Raw genomic sequence first — 17,169 nt, forward strand, 5'->3', positions numbered from 1 at the left:
CGTGTGGGCGTTCGCACAGGCAGACGGGGTGCCCGCGGACGAACAGCCTGGACACCAGGACTGGATTCCTACCGCCGAGTACGCCACACTGCGAACGGGTGTCCTTGCCGACATGCGACGCGGTCGGCAGCCGGACGCCCGTCCCCACCAGTCCGGTTACAGTGGACCGATAACCAACCGCGTCGGTCGGCATTGGCCGCCCCCGGCAGGCCGCCGGAGCGCTGTGCCGCACCGACACATGTCAGCCAGCAGCCGCTGCAAGGAGTCACGCAACGTGTCCCGCCGCCTTTTCACCTCCGAGTCGGTCACCGAAGGCCATCCCGACAAGATGGCCGACCAGATCAGTGACGCGATCCTCGACGCGATGCTCACCCACGACCCGCGCAGCCGGGTCGCCGTCGAGACGCTGATCACCACCGGTCAGGTCCACATCGCGGGTGAGGTCACCACCCAGACCTACGTCGACATCCCCGCCATCGTGCGCGAGAAGATCCTCCGGATCGGATACGACTCCTCCGCCAAGGGGTTCGACGGTGACTCCTGCGGGGTCAACGTCTCCATCGACGCCCAGTCCCCGGACATCGCCCAGGGCGTCGACACCGCCTACGAGGCGCGTGTCGAGAACGAGGACGACGCGCTCAACCGGCAGGGCGCCGGCGACCAGGGCCTGATGTTCGGCTACGCCAACCGGGAGACCCCCGAGCTGATGCCGCTGCCGATCAAGCTGGCGCACTCGCTCTCCGAGCGGCTGGCGGCGGTCCGCCGCAACGGCACGGTGCCCTACCTGCGCCCGGACGGCAAGACCCAGGTCACGGTGGAGTACGAGGGCCAGGTCCCCGTGCGCCTCGACACCGTCGTCGTCTCCAGCCAGCACTCCGCGGACATCAACCTGGAGGAGATGCTCGCCCCGGACATCCGCGAGCACGTCATCGAGCCGGTCGTGGCCGCCTTCGGCCTGGAGTCCGACAACTACCGGCTGCTCGTCAACCCGACCGGCCGCTTCGAGATCGGCGGCCCGATGGGCGACGCCGGACTGACCGGGCGCAAGATCATCGTGGACACCTACGGGGGCTACGCCCGCCACGGCGGCGGCGCCTTCTCCGGCAAGGACCCGTCGAAGGTGGACCGCTCGGCGGCCTACGCCACCCGCTGGGTCGCCAAGAACATCGTCGCCGCCGAGCTCGCCGAGCGCGCCGAGGTCCAGGTGGCCTACGCCATCGGCAAGGCCCACCCGGTCGGTGTGTTCATCGAGACCTTCGGCACCGAGACGGTCGCCCCGGAGCTGATCGAGAAGGCCGTCAAGGAGGTCTTCGACCTCCGTCCGGCCGCGATCGTGCGCGATCTGGACCTGCTGCGCCCGATCTACTCCGCGACGGCCGCCTACGGCCACTTCGGCCGGGAGCTGCCCGAGTTCACGTGGGAGAGCACCGAGCGGGCCGCCGCGCTGCGGTCGTTCGTGGGCGTCTGAGCCCGACCTCTCCCGCTCCGTCCCCGGACGGAGCCCGTCCCGGGGGCGGGCGGCCCGAGCGGCCGCCCGCCCCCGGTGTGTCCGCGCCCGCCTCCCGCATGGCGCACGGCCAAAACAACTACTCCGTGTTATGACATGTGCACACAAGGTAATTTTCTGTGCTCGCACGCGGAGGAAGCACCATGGCCGTGACCACGGCGATGTCGGCACTGGGCCTGGCGGCCATGATCGCCCTGCCCGGCGCCCACCACGCACCCGGCCCGGGCCCGTCGGCGGACGACGCGGCCGTACCGGGGGCGGATACCCTGCACGTGTCCCTGGGGACGCGCTCCGACGAGGAGCGGCTGCGCCCCGGGGACCACGTCGAGTACACCATCCGGGTGCGCAACTCCGGCGCCGGGGACCTCCCGGACGCCGAGATCGTCCAGTTCCTGCCGTCCACGATGCGCTACGTCTCGGGCTCGGCCGGGACCAGGGCCGGGGTCGAGGAGGGGCAGGTGGCGTGGACCCACGACCTGGCGTCGGGCGAACGGGCGGACTTCCGGGTCACCGGGGAGATCACCGGGGTCCGGGAGGGCGGCGCGCACCCCGTCACCACCGTGTGCCTGCGGCCCGAGCCGGGGGCCGCGCTGGCCGCGTGCTCCTCCGCCGTGCACAGGGTCCACGGCTCGGCGCCCCTCGTCCGGGTGGTCGTGGGACTGCTCCTCCTGGCCGCCTCCGCGGCCTGCATCGGCGGCTACGCGCGCCACCGGCGCGACCGGCGGTCCGACCCGCTCCCGCACCTGCCCGGCGGCCCCGCACCGGAGCCCGCCGCGAACGTCAGGACGCTCACGGACGGCGCCGACGTCTACGAGCTGGACGCGCACCGCTAGCGGTCCGGACGGGACGCGCCGTGCCGGGCGCGCACACGCGGAAGGGCCGCGCCCCGCGGGGCGCGGCCCTTCCGCACGCTGTGGCCCGGCCTGCTCAGCTCAGCTCGTCGAGGGCCTTCTCCGCCTCGGCCAGCCACGAGCGGCGCGCCTCCAGGGCGTCCTCGTGCTCCTTGACGCGCCGGTCGTCGCCCCGCTCCCTGGCCTTCTCCAGCTTGGCCTCCAGGTCGGTGATCGCCGCCGCCAGCTGGGACACCGTGTCCCTGGCGCGGGCGATCGCCTCCGGGTTGCTCCGCTCCCACTCGGCGTCCTCGGCCCGGCGCACGCCGTCCTCGATCCGGCGGAAGGCGCCCTCGAGCTGGTCGCGCACGTCGCGGGGCAGCTCACCGGCCTCCTCCCACGCCTCCTGGAAGTCACGCAGGCGGGCACGGGCCCGGCGCGGGTCGGAGATCCCCGGGATCTCCGCCTCGGCCTCGGCCAGGATCCGCTCCTTGGCGTCGGCGTTGACCCGCAGCTCCGCGTCGCGCTCGGCGAAGGTCGCGTTGCGCGCGTCGAAGAAGCGGTCCTGGGCCGCCTTGAAGCGCGTCCACAGCTTGTCCTCGCTCGCTCTGTCCGCGCGCCCGGTCCTCTTCCACTGCTGCATGAGGTCGCGGTAGGCGCGGGCCGTGGGCCCCCAGTCGTCGGAGCCCGACAGCGCCTCGGCCTCGGCGACGATGCGCTCCTTCTCCACGCGCACGGAGTCGCGCTCCTGGTCCAGGTTCGCGAAGTACGTCTTGCGGCGCTTGGAGAAGGAGTTGCGCGCGGCGGACATCCGCTTCCACAGAGCCTGCTCGGTGGGACGGTCGGCCCGGGGGGCCTTCTTCCACTCCTCGATGAGCTGCAGCATCCGCTCGCCGCCGGACTTCCAGTGCGTCGTCTCGGTCGCGACCCGCTCGGCCTCGGCGACGATGCGCTCCTTGGTCTCCCGGGCCTGCCCGCGGGCCTGCTCCTGCGCCTGCTTCTGCTCGACCTTGCGCTCCTCGGCGCGGCCGGAGAGGGCGTCCAGCCGCCTGCCCAGCGACTCCAGGTCGCCGACGGCGTTCGCATCGGTGACGGCGGAGCGCAGCTTGTCGATGTTCGACATCGCGGCGGCGGCGGACAGGTCCGTGCTGCGGAGCCGCTTCTCCAGCAGCTCCACCTCGGTGACCAGGGCGTCGTACTTGCGCCGGAAGAACGCCAGAGCCTCCTCCGGCGCCCCCGCCTGCCACGATCCGACGACCCGCTCACCTTCGCTCGTGCGGACGTAGACCGTGCCGTCGTCGTCTACGCGGCCCCAAGGGTCCGTGGTCACCGTGTCCTCCTGCTGTCATGAGCCCCGCCGTGGGGCGGGCTCGGGTCGTCGCGCCGCTCGCGCGCCGCGTCGTGATGGGAACCACCGTGCTCAGCACGATATCCATACGATTCGACGGGCGGCGACGCGCCGTGATTCACATCGGCGCAGATCATGCGTGTCCGCGCGTCCCCGTGTGTCCCTCCGGGCCGCGCACCCGCCCGGAAGAGGCGCAGGTCGGGGCCTCGGCGCACACGACGACGGTGACCAATATGGCATTACCACGCGGTTTGGCAAAGAGGCGAGCCGCGCGCGGTGATCGAATGGTGATCAAACGCTTTCGCCGAGGTGCCCGACGGGTCGCCCCTCCTCCCGTGCCTCGGTAGGCTCTGCACCTGAGGGTTCGCGCGTCCGAACCGCGGGCCCGCCCCTCCGACCGCGCACCCGACCGAGGACAGGACGACATCCGCCGTGCTCATCGCCGCACTTCCCACCGGGCCCCTCGCCGCGAACTGCTACGTGCTGGCACCGGCCCCCGGCGGCGACTGCATCGTCGTCGACCCCGGGCAGGAGGCGGCCGAACAGGTCGAGAAGGTGCTGTCGGAGCACGGCCTGACGCCCGTCGCGGTCCTGCTCACGCACGGGCACTTCGACCACGTGTGGTCGGCCGCGGAGCTCGGCGGGCGCCACGGCGTGCCGGTCCACGTGCACGCCCGGGACCGCCACCTGCTCACCGACCCCGCCGCCGGGGTCGACCCCGGCTTCGCCGCCCGGCTGTCCTCCCTGCTGGGGGAGGGCCCCCACGCCGAACCCTCGGACCTGGTCGAGGTGGCCGGGGGCGACACCCTGTCCCTCGCCGGCCTGGAGGTCGGGGTGGAGCACACCCCCGGGCACACCCCCGGCTCGGTCGTCTACACGGTCACCACGGAGGACGGGGTCCCCGTCATGTTCGCCGGCGACCTCGTCTTCGCCGGGTCCATCGGACGCACCGACTTCCCCGGCGGGGACCACGAGGCCATGCTGCGCAGCCTCGCCGACGCGGTCCTGGCCCGGCCCGACGGCACCCAGGTCCTGCCCGGCCACGGCCCCGCCACCACGGTCGAGCGGGAGCGCGCCACCAATCCGTACCTGCGCGACATCGCCGGCTGAGCCCGCCCGGACGACCCACCCCGCAGGAACGACGTGATGACCACCGAACACCGCAGAGGCGTCGACGCCCCGAGCGCGACCCCCGGGCCCCGCGACGGACGAGATACCCGCACCGGCCCCGCCTGAGGCGGGTTCCGGTGGTTTCCACACCGCCGTCCCCGGCCACGGGACCCGGGTGCGCGCGGGCGGTGTGCACAGGATCGGCCCGTACCAAAGCGCAGGTCGGGCACACTTGACACGAACCGAGACGCTGAAGGAGAAGTTCGTTGATACGCACGCATGAGGCAGGTGCGTTGCGCGCCGAGCACGCCGGCGCGACCGTTGTCCTCGCCGGCTGGGTGGCACGCCGCCGCGACCACGGCGGAGTGGTCTTCCTCGACCTGCGCGAAGCCTCCGGAGTGGCCCAGGTCGTCGTCCGCGAGGACGACCTGGCCCACGACCTCCGCGCGGAGTACTGCATCAAGGTCACCGGCACGGTCCGGGTCCGGCCCGAGGGCAACGAGAACCCCGAGATCCCCACCGGCGCGATCGAGGTCGCCGCCGACGAGATCGAGGTGCTCAGCGAGTCCGCCCCGCTGCCCTTCCAGCTGGACAGCGCCGCGGACGTGGCGGAGGAGACCCGCCTGCGCTACCGCTACCTGGACATCCGGCGCCAGGAGATGGCGGAGAACCTGCGCCTGCGCTCCAAGGCCACCTACGTCGCCCACGACGTCATGCGCGACCTCGGCTTCGTGTACGTCGAGACGCCGTACATGACCCGCTCCACCCCCGAGGGCGCCCGCGACTTCCTGGTCCCCGTCCGCCTCCAGCCGGGCCACTGGTACGCCCTGCCGCAGTCCCCGCAGCTGTTCAAGCAGCTGCTCATGGTCGGCGGCATGGAGCGCTACTACCAGCTCACCCGCTGCTTCCGCGACGAGGACCTGCGCGCCGACCGCCAGCCGGAGTTCACCCAGATCGACCTGGAGATGAGCTTCGTCGACGAGGAGGACATCTTCGCCGTCGGCGAGAAGCTGTTCACCCGCCTCCTGCGCGAGGTGCGCGGCGTCGAGCTGCCCGAGCGGTTCCCCCGGATGCGCTTCGCCGAGGCCATGGACCGGTTCGGCTCCGACAAGCCGGACCTGCGGTTCGGCCAGGAGCTGGTCGAGGTCACCGAGTACTTCGCGGACACCCCGTTCCGGGTCTTCAAGGCCCCCTACGTGGGCGCCGTGGTCATGCCGGGCGGCGGGTCCCAGACCCGCAAGGAGCTGGACGCCTGGCAGGAGTGGGCCCGCTCGCGCGGCGCCAAGGGCCTGGCCTACGTGCTCGTCCAGGAGGACGGCACCCTGGGGGGCCCGGTCGCCAAGAACCTGTCCGACACCGAGCGCGAGGGCCTGGCCGCCGAGGTCGGCGCGGCGCCCGGCGACGCCGTCTTCTTCGCGGCGGGCAAGCGCACCGAGAGCCAGGAGCTGCTCGGCGCCGCGCGCCTGGAGATCGGCAAGCGGTGCGACCTGATCGACACCTCCCTCTGGGAGATCCTGTGGATCACCGACATGCCGCTGTTCGAGGAGGCCGACGAGGAGGGCTCCTGGAAGCCTGTGCACCACCCCTTCACGGCTCCGGCCGTCGAGGACGAGGACGACTTCCAGGACCACCCGGGCACCACCAACTCCCGGGCCTTCGACCTGGTGCTCAACGGCTACGAGCTCGTCTCGGGGTCCATCCGTATCCACCGTGCCGAGATGCAGCAGCGCGTCTTCGACACGATCGGCCTGAGCAAGGCCGAGGCGGAGTCCAAGTTCGGGTTCCTGCTCGAGGCGTTCAAGTTCGGCCCGCCCCCGCACGGCGGCCTGGCCGTGGGCTGGGACCGGATCATCATGCTCCTGGCCGGACAGCCGACCATCCGCGAGGTCATCGCGTTCCCGAAGACCGCTTCGGGCGGCGACCCGCTGACCGGGGCGCCCACACCGATCACCGGGGCCCAGCGGGCCGAGGCCGGGGTGGACGCGGACCCGGAGGCCGAGGCGCAGGCCAGGGCCGGCCGGAAGTAGGTCCGGAGGGGTCCTGAGGACCCTGTGACGGGGGCGGTGCGCGGTGGACGCGCACCGCCCCCGACGCGGTTCCGGGAGTGTGCCGGCCCCGGGGACGGAGCGGCTACGGCTTCCTGCCCCCGCAGCTCCAGCAGGAGTGGTCGCCGTCGGAGTTGCTGCTGCCGCACAGTCGGCAGTCCCAGTCCCAGACGGTGCCGCTGATCCTGAACGTCGCCACGGCACGCTTGAGCACCAGGTACATGGGCATGTCCTCAGGGGGTCGGAGAATTTCACACTTCATGTTCGGTGCCCGGATTAGGCCTACTTTGAACCTTCCTAAACGGTCACACGGAGATATTCGTCGACTATCGGGCGTAGCCGTTCGGCCCGAAGACGGCCGAACCCGGCCCCGCCGCCCGGGCGCGGATGCGCCGGGGGCCGCCATCCCCTACCGTTGGGGGCGAATCACCCTTCCCGTACCGCGATCCACACGTGTCCTGGAGTGAACACGATGTGCCAGTGGGGATGTCCCCTTTCGCGTGCGGAGTGGTGGCGGAGTGCATTCTGCGCCATTGAGTCACACGAGCGTAACGATTCACGCCCCGTGTCCGGACGAATGCGGCCACGGGCGTGGAACCCTGCGCCCTCCCCCCTCCGCTGGTGGACCATGGTGGTCCGCGCCCGACCGGGTCCCGTCGGCGCCCTGCGGTGCGGGCCCTGCCGCCCGCCCAGCTCCACCACCGGAACAGACCCCGGTACGGCCACTAGAATGAGCCGATCGGAACGTTCCCGGGGTGACCGCGCCTGAACGCGGGTGTGACGTCCGAGACGACATGAGGATGAGTCATACGTGAACGGAAAACGCGCTTCAGGCGACGGCTCCGAGAGCGCGCTCGCGAGGGCGTTCTCCCACGCCCCGGAGCCCATGGTGCTGGCCACGGCCGACGGCGCGATCCTGCACGCCAACCACGCCTTCACCGAGCTCTTCGGACGCGGGGAGTCCGACCTCGCCGGACTGGTGTGGCACGACCTCCTCGACGGTGACGACGTCCGGCGCGGCGCCCGTGCCCACGCCGAGGCGGCCGCCGGGAACCGGGGCCGCCGCTCCCGCCTGCACCTGGGCGTCACGGACAAGGGGTCCCGCCTGGTCGAGGTCGAACTGCGCCCCCTGCCCGGACCGGACGGGGAGGGCTCCGCGGGGGAGGACCGCCGCGTCGTCGTCCTGATGCACGTGCTCTCCACCGAGGAGGCCGACCTGCGGGTCGTCGGCGAACTCCGCACCGACAACTCCGACTCCGTGCTGTGGAGCCTGGAACTGGGCAACGGCCGCCTGCGCGAGCTCTTCGGCCCCACCCCGCTCGGCGCCCTCCTGGCGGGGAACGACCGGGAGCTCGAACGCATCCTCGAACGGGTCCACCCCGACGACATCGCCCGCGTCCGCGACGCCATGTCCGCCTCCTTCACCGGACGCGACTACGAGCAGCGCTTCCGCGTCTTCGACCGGCTCGGGGACGAGCGCTCCCTGCACGTGCGCGCCCGCTACGTCCCCGGCGACCCCGACCGGCTCGTCGGCATCGTCGACGACGTCACCGAGCACGTCCAGCTGGTCCGCCGCCTGGCCGACCGCCGCCGCACCGAGGCCGAGCACGGCCGCCTCGTCACGGAGCTGTCCTCCAAGCTCGTCTCGGCCACCACGGTCGACAAGGTCATGGACCTGCTCAGCGAGGAGTTCCTGCCGATCTTCGGCGGGGTCCAGGCCATCGCCCTGTACGTCGAGGGCGGCGTGCTGCGCGGGTCGCCCGGCGCGCGCACCCGGGGCGGCAACATCGACCAGATAGACGGCCGCCGCGCCGACGACACCGACTTCCCCATGGGAGCGGTCATCCAGGACCGCCAGCCCCGCTTCTTCGAGAGCCGCGCGGAGATCATCAGCCGCTTCCCCGCGGCCGTCGAGCTCATGCGCCAGGTGCGCGGCCAGGCCTGGGCGACCGTGCCCATCTTCGGGGACGGCAAGGTCGCCCTCGGCGTCTGGCAGATGGTCTGGGACCGCCCCCACCACGCCAGCCGCGACGAGCGCGCGCTCATGCTCACCTTCGCCGGGCTCGCCGGCCAGGCACTCCAGCGCATCAAGGCCCAGCAGGCCGAACTGGAGCTGGCCGACGCCGTCCAGCGCCGCATGCTGCCCCGCCAGGTGGCGAGCTTCCCCGACATGGACATCGCCACCAAGTACCTGCCCTCCCGGGCGGACTGGCGGATCTGCGGCGACTTCTACGACGTCATCGAACTCCCCGACAACAAGGTCGGGCTGCTCGTCGGCGACGTGCAGGGACACGGGGTCGAGGCCGCCGCGGCCATGGGCCAGATCCGCGTGGCCTTCCGCGCCTACGCCACCAACCAGTCCGACCCCGGGGTCGTCCTCGGGGAGACCAACCGGCTCCTCACCGAGACCGGCGAGATCGTCTTCGCCACCTGCGGCTACCTGGTGGTCGACCGCGAGAGCGGCGTCATGCAGGCGGCCTGGGCCGGGCAGCCGCCCGTCGTCCTGGCCTCCGGGAGCGGCTACGAGCTGTGGGAGCCCGAGACCGGCCCGCCCCTGGGGGTGCTCGCCGACACCGAGTACGCCGTCACCACCCGCATGCTCCCGCCCGGCAGCACGCTGCTGCTGTGCTCCGACGGCCTGGTGGAGAGCTCGGAACTCCCCATGGGCGACGGCCTCGCCCAGGTCGGCGAAGCCCTCGCCGCGCACTACGAGAACCCCGGGGAGGCCGCGCACGTCATCGCCGAGATGGCCCCGGCCGGACGCGGCGACGACATCGCCCTGCTCATCACCCGGATGACCCCCGTCCCGGCGGAGCCCGCGCCCGAGGCCCCCGCGACGACCACCTCCGCGACGCCCGCCTCCTGAGCGCCCGGGCACGGCCGCCGGGCGCACGCCCCGCCCGCCGGACCGAACGGTCCCCGGCCAGCCCTACCCTGGGCAGGTGTCCGAAACACTGTTCGACGATGCCGGGGCAGAAGCCGCCAAGGGGCAGGAACCGCTCGCCGTGCGCATGCGGCCGCGCACCCTCGACGAGGTCGTGGGCCAGCGCCACCTCCTGGGCGGGGGCAGTCCGCTGCGCCGCCTGGTCGAGGACGACGCGCCCATGTCCGTCTTCCTGTGGGGCCCGCCGGGAACCGGCAAGACCACCCTGGCCACCGTCGTCAGCAGGGTCACCAAGCGGCGGTTCGTGGAGCTGTCGGCGGTCAACGCCGGGGTGAAGGACGTCCGAGCGGTCGTGGACGAGGCCAAGCGCCGGATGGGCATGCACGGCACGCGCACCCTCCTGTTCGTCGACGAGGTCCACCGGTTCAACAAGACGCAGCAGGACGCGCTCCTGCCCGCCGTGGAGAACCGGTGGGTGAGCTTCATCGGGGCGACCACCGAGAACCCGTTCTTCTCCGTGGTCAGCCCGCTGCTGTCCCGCTCCCTCCTGCTCTCCCTGGAGTCGCTGGACGACGACGACATCCGCGCCCTGGTGGACCGTGCGCTGACGGACGAGCGCGGTCTGGGCGGCCGGTACGCCATGTCCGACGAGGCCACCGACCACCTCGTCCGCCTGGCCGGCGGGGACGGGCGCCGCTCCCTGACCTACCTGGAGGCGGCCGCCCTGGTGGCCGGGCCCTCCCCCTCCGGCGGGCCCCCGGCCGGGGAGGGGGCGCCGGAGGACGGCTCCGAGGCGGCGGGGTCCGGCGCCGGACCGGTGACCATCACCGCCGAGGACGTCGAGCGGGCCGTCGACCGGCACGCCGTGCGCTACGACCGCTCCGGCGACCAGCACTACGACGTCATCAGCGCGTTCATCAAGAGCATGCGCGGCTCGGACCCCGACGCCGCCCTGCACTACCTCGCCCGGATGATCGAGGCGGGGGAGGACCCGCGGTTCCTCGCGCGCAGGATCGTCGTGCACGCGAGCGAGGACGTCGGCATGGCCGATCCCACCGCCCTCCAGACGGCCGTGGCGGCGGCCCAGGCGGTGGAGCTCATCGGGATGCCCGAGGCGCGCATCAACCTCGCCCAGGCCGTCATCCACATCAGCCTGGCACCCAAGTCCAACGCCGTCGTCAGCGCGATCGACGCGGCCATGGCCGACGTGCGGGCGGGCCGCGCCGGACCGGTGCCCCCGCACCTGCGGGACGGGCACTACAAGGGCGCGGCCGAACTCGGCCACGGCAAGGGCTACCGCTACGCCCACGACTTCCCCGGCGGGGTCGCCCCCCAGCAGCACGCCCCCGAGGGGCTCACCGAGCGCGAGTACTACAGGCCCACCCGGCACGGGGCGGAGCGCAGGTTCTCCGAGGTGCTCGAGCGCATCAGGGGAGTGCTCAAGAGCGGGGGGTAGAGGGGCGGGCCCGCCCCCGGGGGGCCGGCCCCGTGCGACAGGGCCGGGGCACGGGGCCCGCCCCCGCCCGTCCGGAGGCGGGGAGGAGCGCTTCCACCGCCCCCGTCCGGCCGGGGGCCGGTGCCCGCGACCCGGTGGAACGGGCGGAAGGAGGCGCACACGGGGCGGTCGCACACGGCGGCCCCCACCGGTTCCACGGCGCGCGCGGCGGCCCTCCCGCGTCCCCGACCGCCCGGGCCGGTCCGTCTAGTCGGTGTACAACTCCGTGATCTGCACGATCTCCCGCGGCCCCCCGTCCGGCTCCCCGTCGGCGAAGGTCACCTCCACGATCACGACCGGGCCCCACGACAGGTAGTCGACGAAGTCGCTCCCGGTCAGCTCCCAGGTGCCGCGCCCCTCCTCGTCGAGGAACACGTGGTCGGGGGCGGCGCAGAACTTCGCGCACAGCACCTCGGCGTCGGGCGCGATCGTCGCCTGCCCGGGGTCGCCGGCCTCGTCCCACTGCTCCGCCCACGCCGAGTGGCTGGGTATGCCCTGGCCGCGGACCGGCTCGTCGTCCCGGTCCACCGGGGTGTAGACCCACGGCCCCTCCGCCAGGTCCTCCTGCTCGGCCGGGTCGAACCGCACCACCAGGGTCCGCGGCTCCTCGTCGGCCGCCGGGCTCTCCGCCGCCGGCTCCTCCTCCGACGCGTCCGCGACGAGGGCCTCCCCGTCCGAGGGGCCCAACAGGCGGGACACCCCCCACACGCCGGCGCCGACCAGTGCGAGCGCGATCACCGCGCTCCCGGCGACCAGCAGGGCCTTCGTGGGGCGCCGGTTGGACATCCGCCCCTCCAGGCGGATCACCTCCGGCACCCGCGCGGGCGGTTCCACGGCGTGCCACTCGCGCTCCAGGATGCGCGCCAGGTCGTCGCGGCCCGCCGGGGCGCCCCCGGAGGGGGAGGCCTCGCCGCCGTGCTCGGAGTGCCACACCGCGATGACCGCCCCGATGACCTCGCGCAGAACGGGGCGCCCGCCGGGGTCGGGGGCCAGGGCCCTGCCCACCACGGGCTGGAGGCCCCGGGCGAGCCCGCTCAGGTCGAAGTCCCCGTTCGCGGCGCGCTCGGCGATCTCCTCGGGCTCCCCGGGGCCGAAGGGCAGCCGCCCCGTCCCCGCGAACGCCACGACCGCCCCCCAGGCGAACACGTCGGACGCGGGCGTGGCCTCACCGCCCCGGAACCGCTCGGGGCTCAGCCAGGTCGCGCCCAGCCCGCGCATCCGGTCGGGGGAGGCGGCGACGGCGCACTCCATGATGTGCGGACCGTGCGACTCCAGCAGGACCTCGCTGGGGCGCAGCGACCCGTGCGCCACCCCCCGCGCGTGCAGGACGGACAGGCCCTCGGCCAGACCGGTGGCCAGTGCGATGAGCTTGCCCGTGCCGAGCCCGCCGCGCTTCGTGACGTAGTGCGACAGCCGCTCGCCCGCCAGGTAGGGCATGGCCAGCCACGGCGGGTTGGCGTCGGCGTCGAAGGCCGAGGGCACGACGACGCGCTTGGAATTCACGTTGGACAGGGCGCGCAGGCGGCGCTCCAGGGCCGGGTAGGCGTCCGGCGAGTCCAGCTCGGGGGACCTGAGCACCTTCACGGCGACCAGCCGGTCGCCGGCGGTGGACGACGCCACGTCGACGGCCGCGTAGACGGTCCCGGTGGCCCCCTGGCCGAGCCGCCCGAGGACGAGGTAGGGGCCGATCCGCGAGGGGTCGTCCGGGTAGAGGGGGGCGAGGTCCGGCGGTACCAGTACGGAGATCTCTCGGGGAGAACGAGGGCTCATGGGTGTCCTGTCGACGCTTCAGGGGCAGGCGGGAAGCCGAGTGTCCGGACATCGTAGTGAAGTTCCCGCCCCCCGGTGATTCTCCGGCAGAGCCGCCCCCGCGTCGATCCCCGCGTCCTGCACCGGCCACCGCGGGAGGAGGAGCGATACGTGACCCCTGACACCCCGCACGACACGGGGGCGCGCCCGCGCGCCCGCCTCCGTGACGCGATAGGGTCGGCCGAAACCGGCCCGGCCCGTACGCGGAGGCCCGGTTCACCACTCGGGAGGCCCGACCCGGCGCAGTCACCGGCTCCCCCGTACCCCGGCCCCCAGCCCCGACGCGCGAGCGAGGGGGCCGCCGCACACTTGAAGTACACCTCTATCTGCTCACGGAGCCCGCATGCTTACCGGAGGAGAGGTCGCCGCGCTCGTCGCCGCGGTGGTCTGGGCGGTGCTGGCCACGTTCATGTGCGTGGCGCTCGTCAAACTGATCAAGCTCATCAACGAGGCGACCAAGGTCGTCTCGGACCTGGGGGACCGCACCCCGCCGCTCCTGGACGACGTCGCGTCCACCGTGGAGCGCACCAACACCTCGCTCGAGCGGGTCGAGGAGATCACCGCCAACGTGCAGGCGTCCTCGGAGGACGTCTCCACCATGACGGCACTGACCCGCTCGGTGGTCACCGGCCCCCTGGTGCGGGTCGCCTCGCTCTCCTACGGGGTGCGCCGCGTGCTCGGCCGGCGCCGGGCGCTGGCCGTGGTCCGGGGCCGCAGGAGGAAGGCGAACCGGTGATCGGCAAGCTGTTCTACCTCGCCGCGGGCGCCGCCATCGGCGGCTACGCGGTCCACCGCCTCAACCGCGCCAGGCGCTCGCTCACCCCCGGCGGGATCGCCGAGCGGATGGAGGGCCACGTCACCGAGTACCGGGGCGCCCTCCGCGAGTTCAACGACGACCTCGCGGACGCCGTCCGCGAACAGGAGGAGGAACTCCTCCGCCGCTACGCCCCCACCCGTGGGCGGGACCTGCCCGCGTCCCGCCGCCGACCGGCGCGGGAGCTCCCCGGGGAGCCCGGGGAGTAGGCCCGGTCCCGCGCTCCGCCCCGCGTTCGCGCAGAGGCCCGGCCCCCTGACCGCCGTCCGCGGGACCGGGCCCGTGCCGCGGCCCTCCCGCCACGCGGTCCGCCCCGCACGCGGGGAAGCACGGGGCCCGGCGGTGGTCAGCGGCGATAGCCTTGGAACAACCAGGCCGCCGCCGTTGTCGTCACCAGGACGGGTCCCCGGCGGCCACCCGTAAACCACGCGCGCCGGCCGGCGGGTCCCCCTAGCATGGGCCACCACCGACCACGCGTCAGACGGTCCCGCGCAGGGACGACCCGTCGCCCACGGCGGCGGAGCCGAGCACAGGAGGGCATCAATGGAGACGGCAGAGATCGCGCGCCGCTTCCTCAGTTTCTTCGAGAAGAACGGACACACCGTGGTGCCCTCGGCAAGCCTCATCGCCGAAGACCCCACGCTGCTGCTGGTCCCCGCAGGCATGGTCCCGTTCAAGCCCTTCTTCCTGGGTCAGCGCACGCCCCCCTACGCCACGGCCACCAGCGTCCAGAAGTGCATCCGCACCAAGGACATCGAGGAGGTCGGCAAGACCTCCCGGCACGCGACCTTCTTCCAGATGCTCGGGAACTTCTCCTTCGGGGCCTACTTCAAGGAGCAGGCGATCCCGCTGGCGTGGGAGCTCGTCACCACCCCGGTGGAGGACGGCGGCTTCGGCATCGACCCGGAGAAGCTGTGGGTGACCGTCTACCTCGACGACGACGAGGCCGAGCAGATCTGGCGCGAGAAGGTCGGGGTGCGCCCCGAGCGCATCCAGCGCATGGGGATGGAGGAGAACTACTGGTCGATGGGCGTCCCCGGACCCTGCGGCCCGTGCTCCGAGATCTTCTACGACCGGGGGCCCGAGTTCGGCTCCGAGGGCGGTCCCGAGGCGGACGAGAACCGCTACATCGAGATCTGGAACCTCGTCTTCATGCAGTACGAGCGGGGTGAGGGCGGCGACAAGACCGGCTTCCCGATCGTCGGCGACCTGCCCAAGAAGAACATCGACACCGGCCTGGGCCTCGAGCGCCTCGCGGCGGTCCTGCAGGGCGTCGACAACATCTACGAGACCGACATCATCGGCCGCGTCCTGCACCGGGCGGCGGAGCTGACCGGCACGCGCTACGGCGACAACCACGAGCAGGACGTCATGCTCCGCGTGGTCGCCGACCACGTGCGCAGCGCCGTCATGCTCGTCGCCGACGGCGTCAAGCCCGGCAACGAGAAGGCCGGGTACGTCCTGCGCCGCATCCTGCGCCGCTCCATCCGCAACCTGCGCCTGCTGTCGGGCGACGACGCCTTCCTCCTGCACGAGCTGACCGGGGTCAGCATCGACGCGATGAAGGACATCTACCCCGACCTGCTCGACAAGGCCGACGTCGTCCACGGTGTGATCGACAACGAGGAGAGGAACTTCGCCGACACCCTGCGCGCGGGCACCGCGCTGTTCGGCCGCGCGGCCGAGCGCACCCGCCAGGCGGGCGGCACCACCTTCTCCGGGTCTGACGCCTTCCAGCTCCACGACACCTACGGCTTCCCGATCGACCTCACGCTGGAGATGGCCGACGAGCAGGGCCTGACGGTGGACGAGGCCTCCTTCCGCGAGCTGATGCAGAAGCAGAAGGACACCGCCAAGGCGGACGCGAAGGCGAAGAAGCTCGGCAACGCGGACATCTCCCTGTACGCGCAGCTCCTGGAGGGGGCCGGGTCCACCGACTTCCTCGGCTACTCCGACGCCGAGAGCGAGTCGCACGTCAAGGGCATCGTCGTCGGCGGCGTCTCGGCGCCCGCGGCCCGCGCGGGGGAGAAGGTCGAGATCGTCCTGGACCGCACCCCGTTCTACGCCGAGAGCGGCGGCCAGCTCGCCGACACGGGCACGCTGACGGTGGACGGACGCGGCGTCGTGGACGTCGAGGACGTGCAGAAGCCGATCCCGGGCCTGTTCGTGCACCGCGGCACGGTCCGCTCCGGCGAGGTCGTCCTGGACGACGTGGTGCACGCGACCATCGACACGGGCCGCCGCCACGCGATCGAGCGCTCCCACTCGGCGACCCACCTCATCCACTCCGCGCTGCGCAACGCCCTCGGCCCGTCGGCGGGCCAGGCCGGTTCGGAGAACCGGCCCGGCCAGCTGCGGTTCGACTTCACCTCCGACACCGCGCTGGGCGGCGACCGCCTGGCCGAGGTCGAGGAGGAGGTCAACACGGTCCTGGCCGGCGACATCGCGGTGCGGACCGAGGAGAAGAGCCTGGAGGAGGCGCTGAAGATGGGCGCGCTCGCCATGTTCGGCGAGAAGTACGGCGACCGCGTGCGGGTCGTGGAGATGAGCGACTACTCCGTCGAGCTGTGCGGCGGCACCCACGTCCCCTCCACGGCCCGGCTCGGCATCGTGAAGCTCCTCGGCGAGTCCTCGATCGGCTCCGGTGTGCGCCGCGTCGAGGCGGCGGTGGGAGTGGACGCGTTCAAGCGCCTGTCCAAGGAGTCGGCGCTGGTCGGCCAGCTGTCCGAGCAGCTCAAGACGCCGCGCGAGCAGCTGCCCGAGCGCATCGACTCCATGGTCTCCCGCCTGCGCGTCGCGGAGAAGGAGATCGAGAAGCTCCGGGCCGCCCAGGTGCTCCAGGCGGCCGGGTCCATCGCCGAGGGCGCCCGCCGCCACGGGGCGGCGCTGGTCGTCGCGGCCTCCGCCCCCGAGGGCGCGAGCGGCGACGACCTGCGCACGCTGGTCCTGGACGTGCGCGGCCGCCTGGGCGAGGAGGAGCCGGTGGTCGTGGCCATGACCGCCGTGCCCAAGGACCGCCCGGTCGTGGTGATCGCGACCAACAAGGCCGCGCAGAAGGCGGGCATCAAGGCGGGCGACCTGGTGGGCGTCGCGGCACGCGCGCTCGGCGGCGGTGGCGGCGGCAAGCCGGACATCGCGCAGGGCGGCGGCAGCGACCCGTCCAAGGTCGACGAGGCGCTGCGCGCCGTGGAGGCGCGCGTCGCCGGCGCCTAGGAGCAGACGCGGGCCGAGCGGCCGGAGGGCATGACCGTGCCGCCCCGCGCGGAGGACCCCCTGTTTCCAGGGGACCACGCGCGGGGCGGCCGGGAAACCCCCCGGCCGCGCCTG

At 73.0% G+C, this 17,169-nt stretch carries 12 protein-coding genes; 9 read left to right on the top strand and 3 right to left on the bottom strand.

Translation table 11 applies throughout. The features are described from left to right. Positions 1-274 precede the first annotated feature (274 nt). Both metK and ACQPYD_RS08565 read left to right on the top strand, forming a co-directional pair. A complete protein-coding gene (gene metK / locus ACQPYD_RS08560; protein ID WP_267948919.1) occupies positions 275-1,468 on the top strand; it encodes a methionine adenosyltransferase in 1,194 nt (397 codons plus the stop codon). A gap of 182 nt (positions 1,469-1,650) precedes the next feature. Beyond that, on the top strand, positions 1,651-2,340 hold the full coding sequence (locus ACQPYD_RS08565) for a hypothetical protein (RefSeq protein ID WP_433700491.1): 690 nt from the start codon (positions 1,651-1,653) through the stop codon (positions 2,338-2,340). Between the two features lie 94 nt (positions 2,341-2,434). On the opposite strand, the gene ACQPYD_RS08570 is transcribed toward ACQPYD_RS08565, so the two are convergent. Next, positions 2,435-3,667, bottom strand: coding sequence for a DUF349 domain-containing protein (locus tag ACQPYD_RS08570; RefSeq protein WP_433700492.1), 1,233 nt, complete (start codon positions 3,665-3,667; stop codon positions 2,435-2,437). 450 nt (positions 3,668-4,117) lie between these two features. On the opposite strand from ACQPYD_RS08570, the gene ACQPYD_RS08575 reads away from it, so the two are divergent. Both ACQPYD_RS08575 and aspS read left to right on the top strand, forming a co-directional pair. Further along, on the top strand, positions 4,118-4,795 hold the full coding sequence (locus tag ACQPYD_RS08575) for an MBL fold metallo-hydrolase (protein WP_267948922.1): 678 nt from the start codon (positions 4,118-4,120) through the stop codon (positions 4,793-4,795). A 266-nt stretch (positions 4,796-5,061) separates the two neighbouring features. After that, the gene (aspS, locus tag ACQPYD_RS08580; RefSeq protein WP_433700493.1) at positions 5,062-6,822 is read left to right on the top strand and encodes an aspartate--tRNA ligase; all 1,761 of its coding nucleotides are present in this window, start codon (positions 5,062-5,064) and stop codon (positions 6,820-6,822) included. A gap of 103 nt (positions 6,823-6,925) precedes the next feature. On the opposite strand, the gene ACQPYD_RS08585 is transcribed toward aspS, so the two are convergent. Continuing rightward, on the bottom strand, positions 6,926-7,069 hold the full coding sequence (locus tag ACQPYD_RS08585) for a hypothetical protein (protein ID WP_267948924.1): 144 nt from the start codon (positions 7,067-7,069) through the stop codon (positions 6,926-6,928). A gap of 582 nt (positions 7,070-7,651) precedes the next feature. On the opposite strand from ACQPYD_RS08585, the gene ACQPYD_RS08590 reads away from it, so the two are divergent. Continuing rightward, entirely contained in the window at positions 7,652-9,706 is a 2,055-nt protein-coding gene (locus ACQPYD_RS08590; RefSeq protein ID WP_433700494.1) for a SpoIIE family protein phosphatase, read from the top strand. A gap of 76 nt (positions 9,707-9,782) precedes the next feature. Further along, the gene (locus ACQPYD_RS08595; RefSeq protein WP_433700495.1) at positions 9,783-11,180 is read left to right on the top strand and encodes a replication-associated recombination protein A; all 1,398 of its coding nucleotides are present in this window, start codon (positions 9,783-9,785) and stop codon (positions 11,178-11,180) included. 246 nt (positions 11,181-11,426) lie between these two features. Here ACQPYD_RS08595 and ACQPYD_RS08600 read toward each other — a convergent pair whose 3' ends face one another. Next, complete coding sequence (locus tag ACQPYD_RS08600; RefSeq protein WP_433700496.1) at positions 11,427-12,989, bottom strand: serine/threonine-protein kinase; 1,563 nt, start codon at positions 12,987-12,989, stop codon at positions 11,427-11,429. Between the two features lie 382 nt (positions 12,990-13,371). Here ACQPYD_RS08600 and ACQPYD_RS08605 point away from each other — a divergent pair, with 382 nt between their 5' ends. The 3 genes from ACQPYD_RS08605 (at position 13,372) to alaS (ending at position 17,055) form a co-directional block, all read left to right on the top strand. Then, entirely contained in the window at positions 13,372-13,764 is a 393-nt protein-coding gene (locus ACQPYD_RS08605; protein ID WP_267948928.1) for a DUF948 domain-containing protein, read from the top strand. Continuing rightward, on the top strand, positions 13,761-14,051 hold the full coding sequence (locus ACQPYD_RS08610) for a hypothetical protein (protein ID WP_433700497.1): 291 nt from the start codon (positions 13,761-13,763) through the stop codon (positions 14,049-14,051). Before ACQPYD_RS08605 ends, ACQPYD_RS08610 begins: the two co-directional genes overlap by 4 nt. A gap of 334 nt (positions 14,052-14,385) precedes the next feature. Next, complete coding sequence (gene alaS, locus ACQPYD_RS08615; protein ID WP_433700498.1) at positions 14,386-17,055, top strand: alanine--tRNA ligase; 2,670 nt, start codon at positions 14,386-14,388, stop codon at positions 17,053-17,055. Positions 17,056-17,169 lie beyond the last annotated feature (114 nt).

Source organism: Nocardiopsis sp. CA-288880, assembly GCF_050955985.1.
Taxonomy (GTDB): Bacteria; Actinomycetota; Actinomycetes; order Streptosporangiales; family Streptosporangiaceae; genus Nocardiopsis; species Nocardiopsis tropica.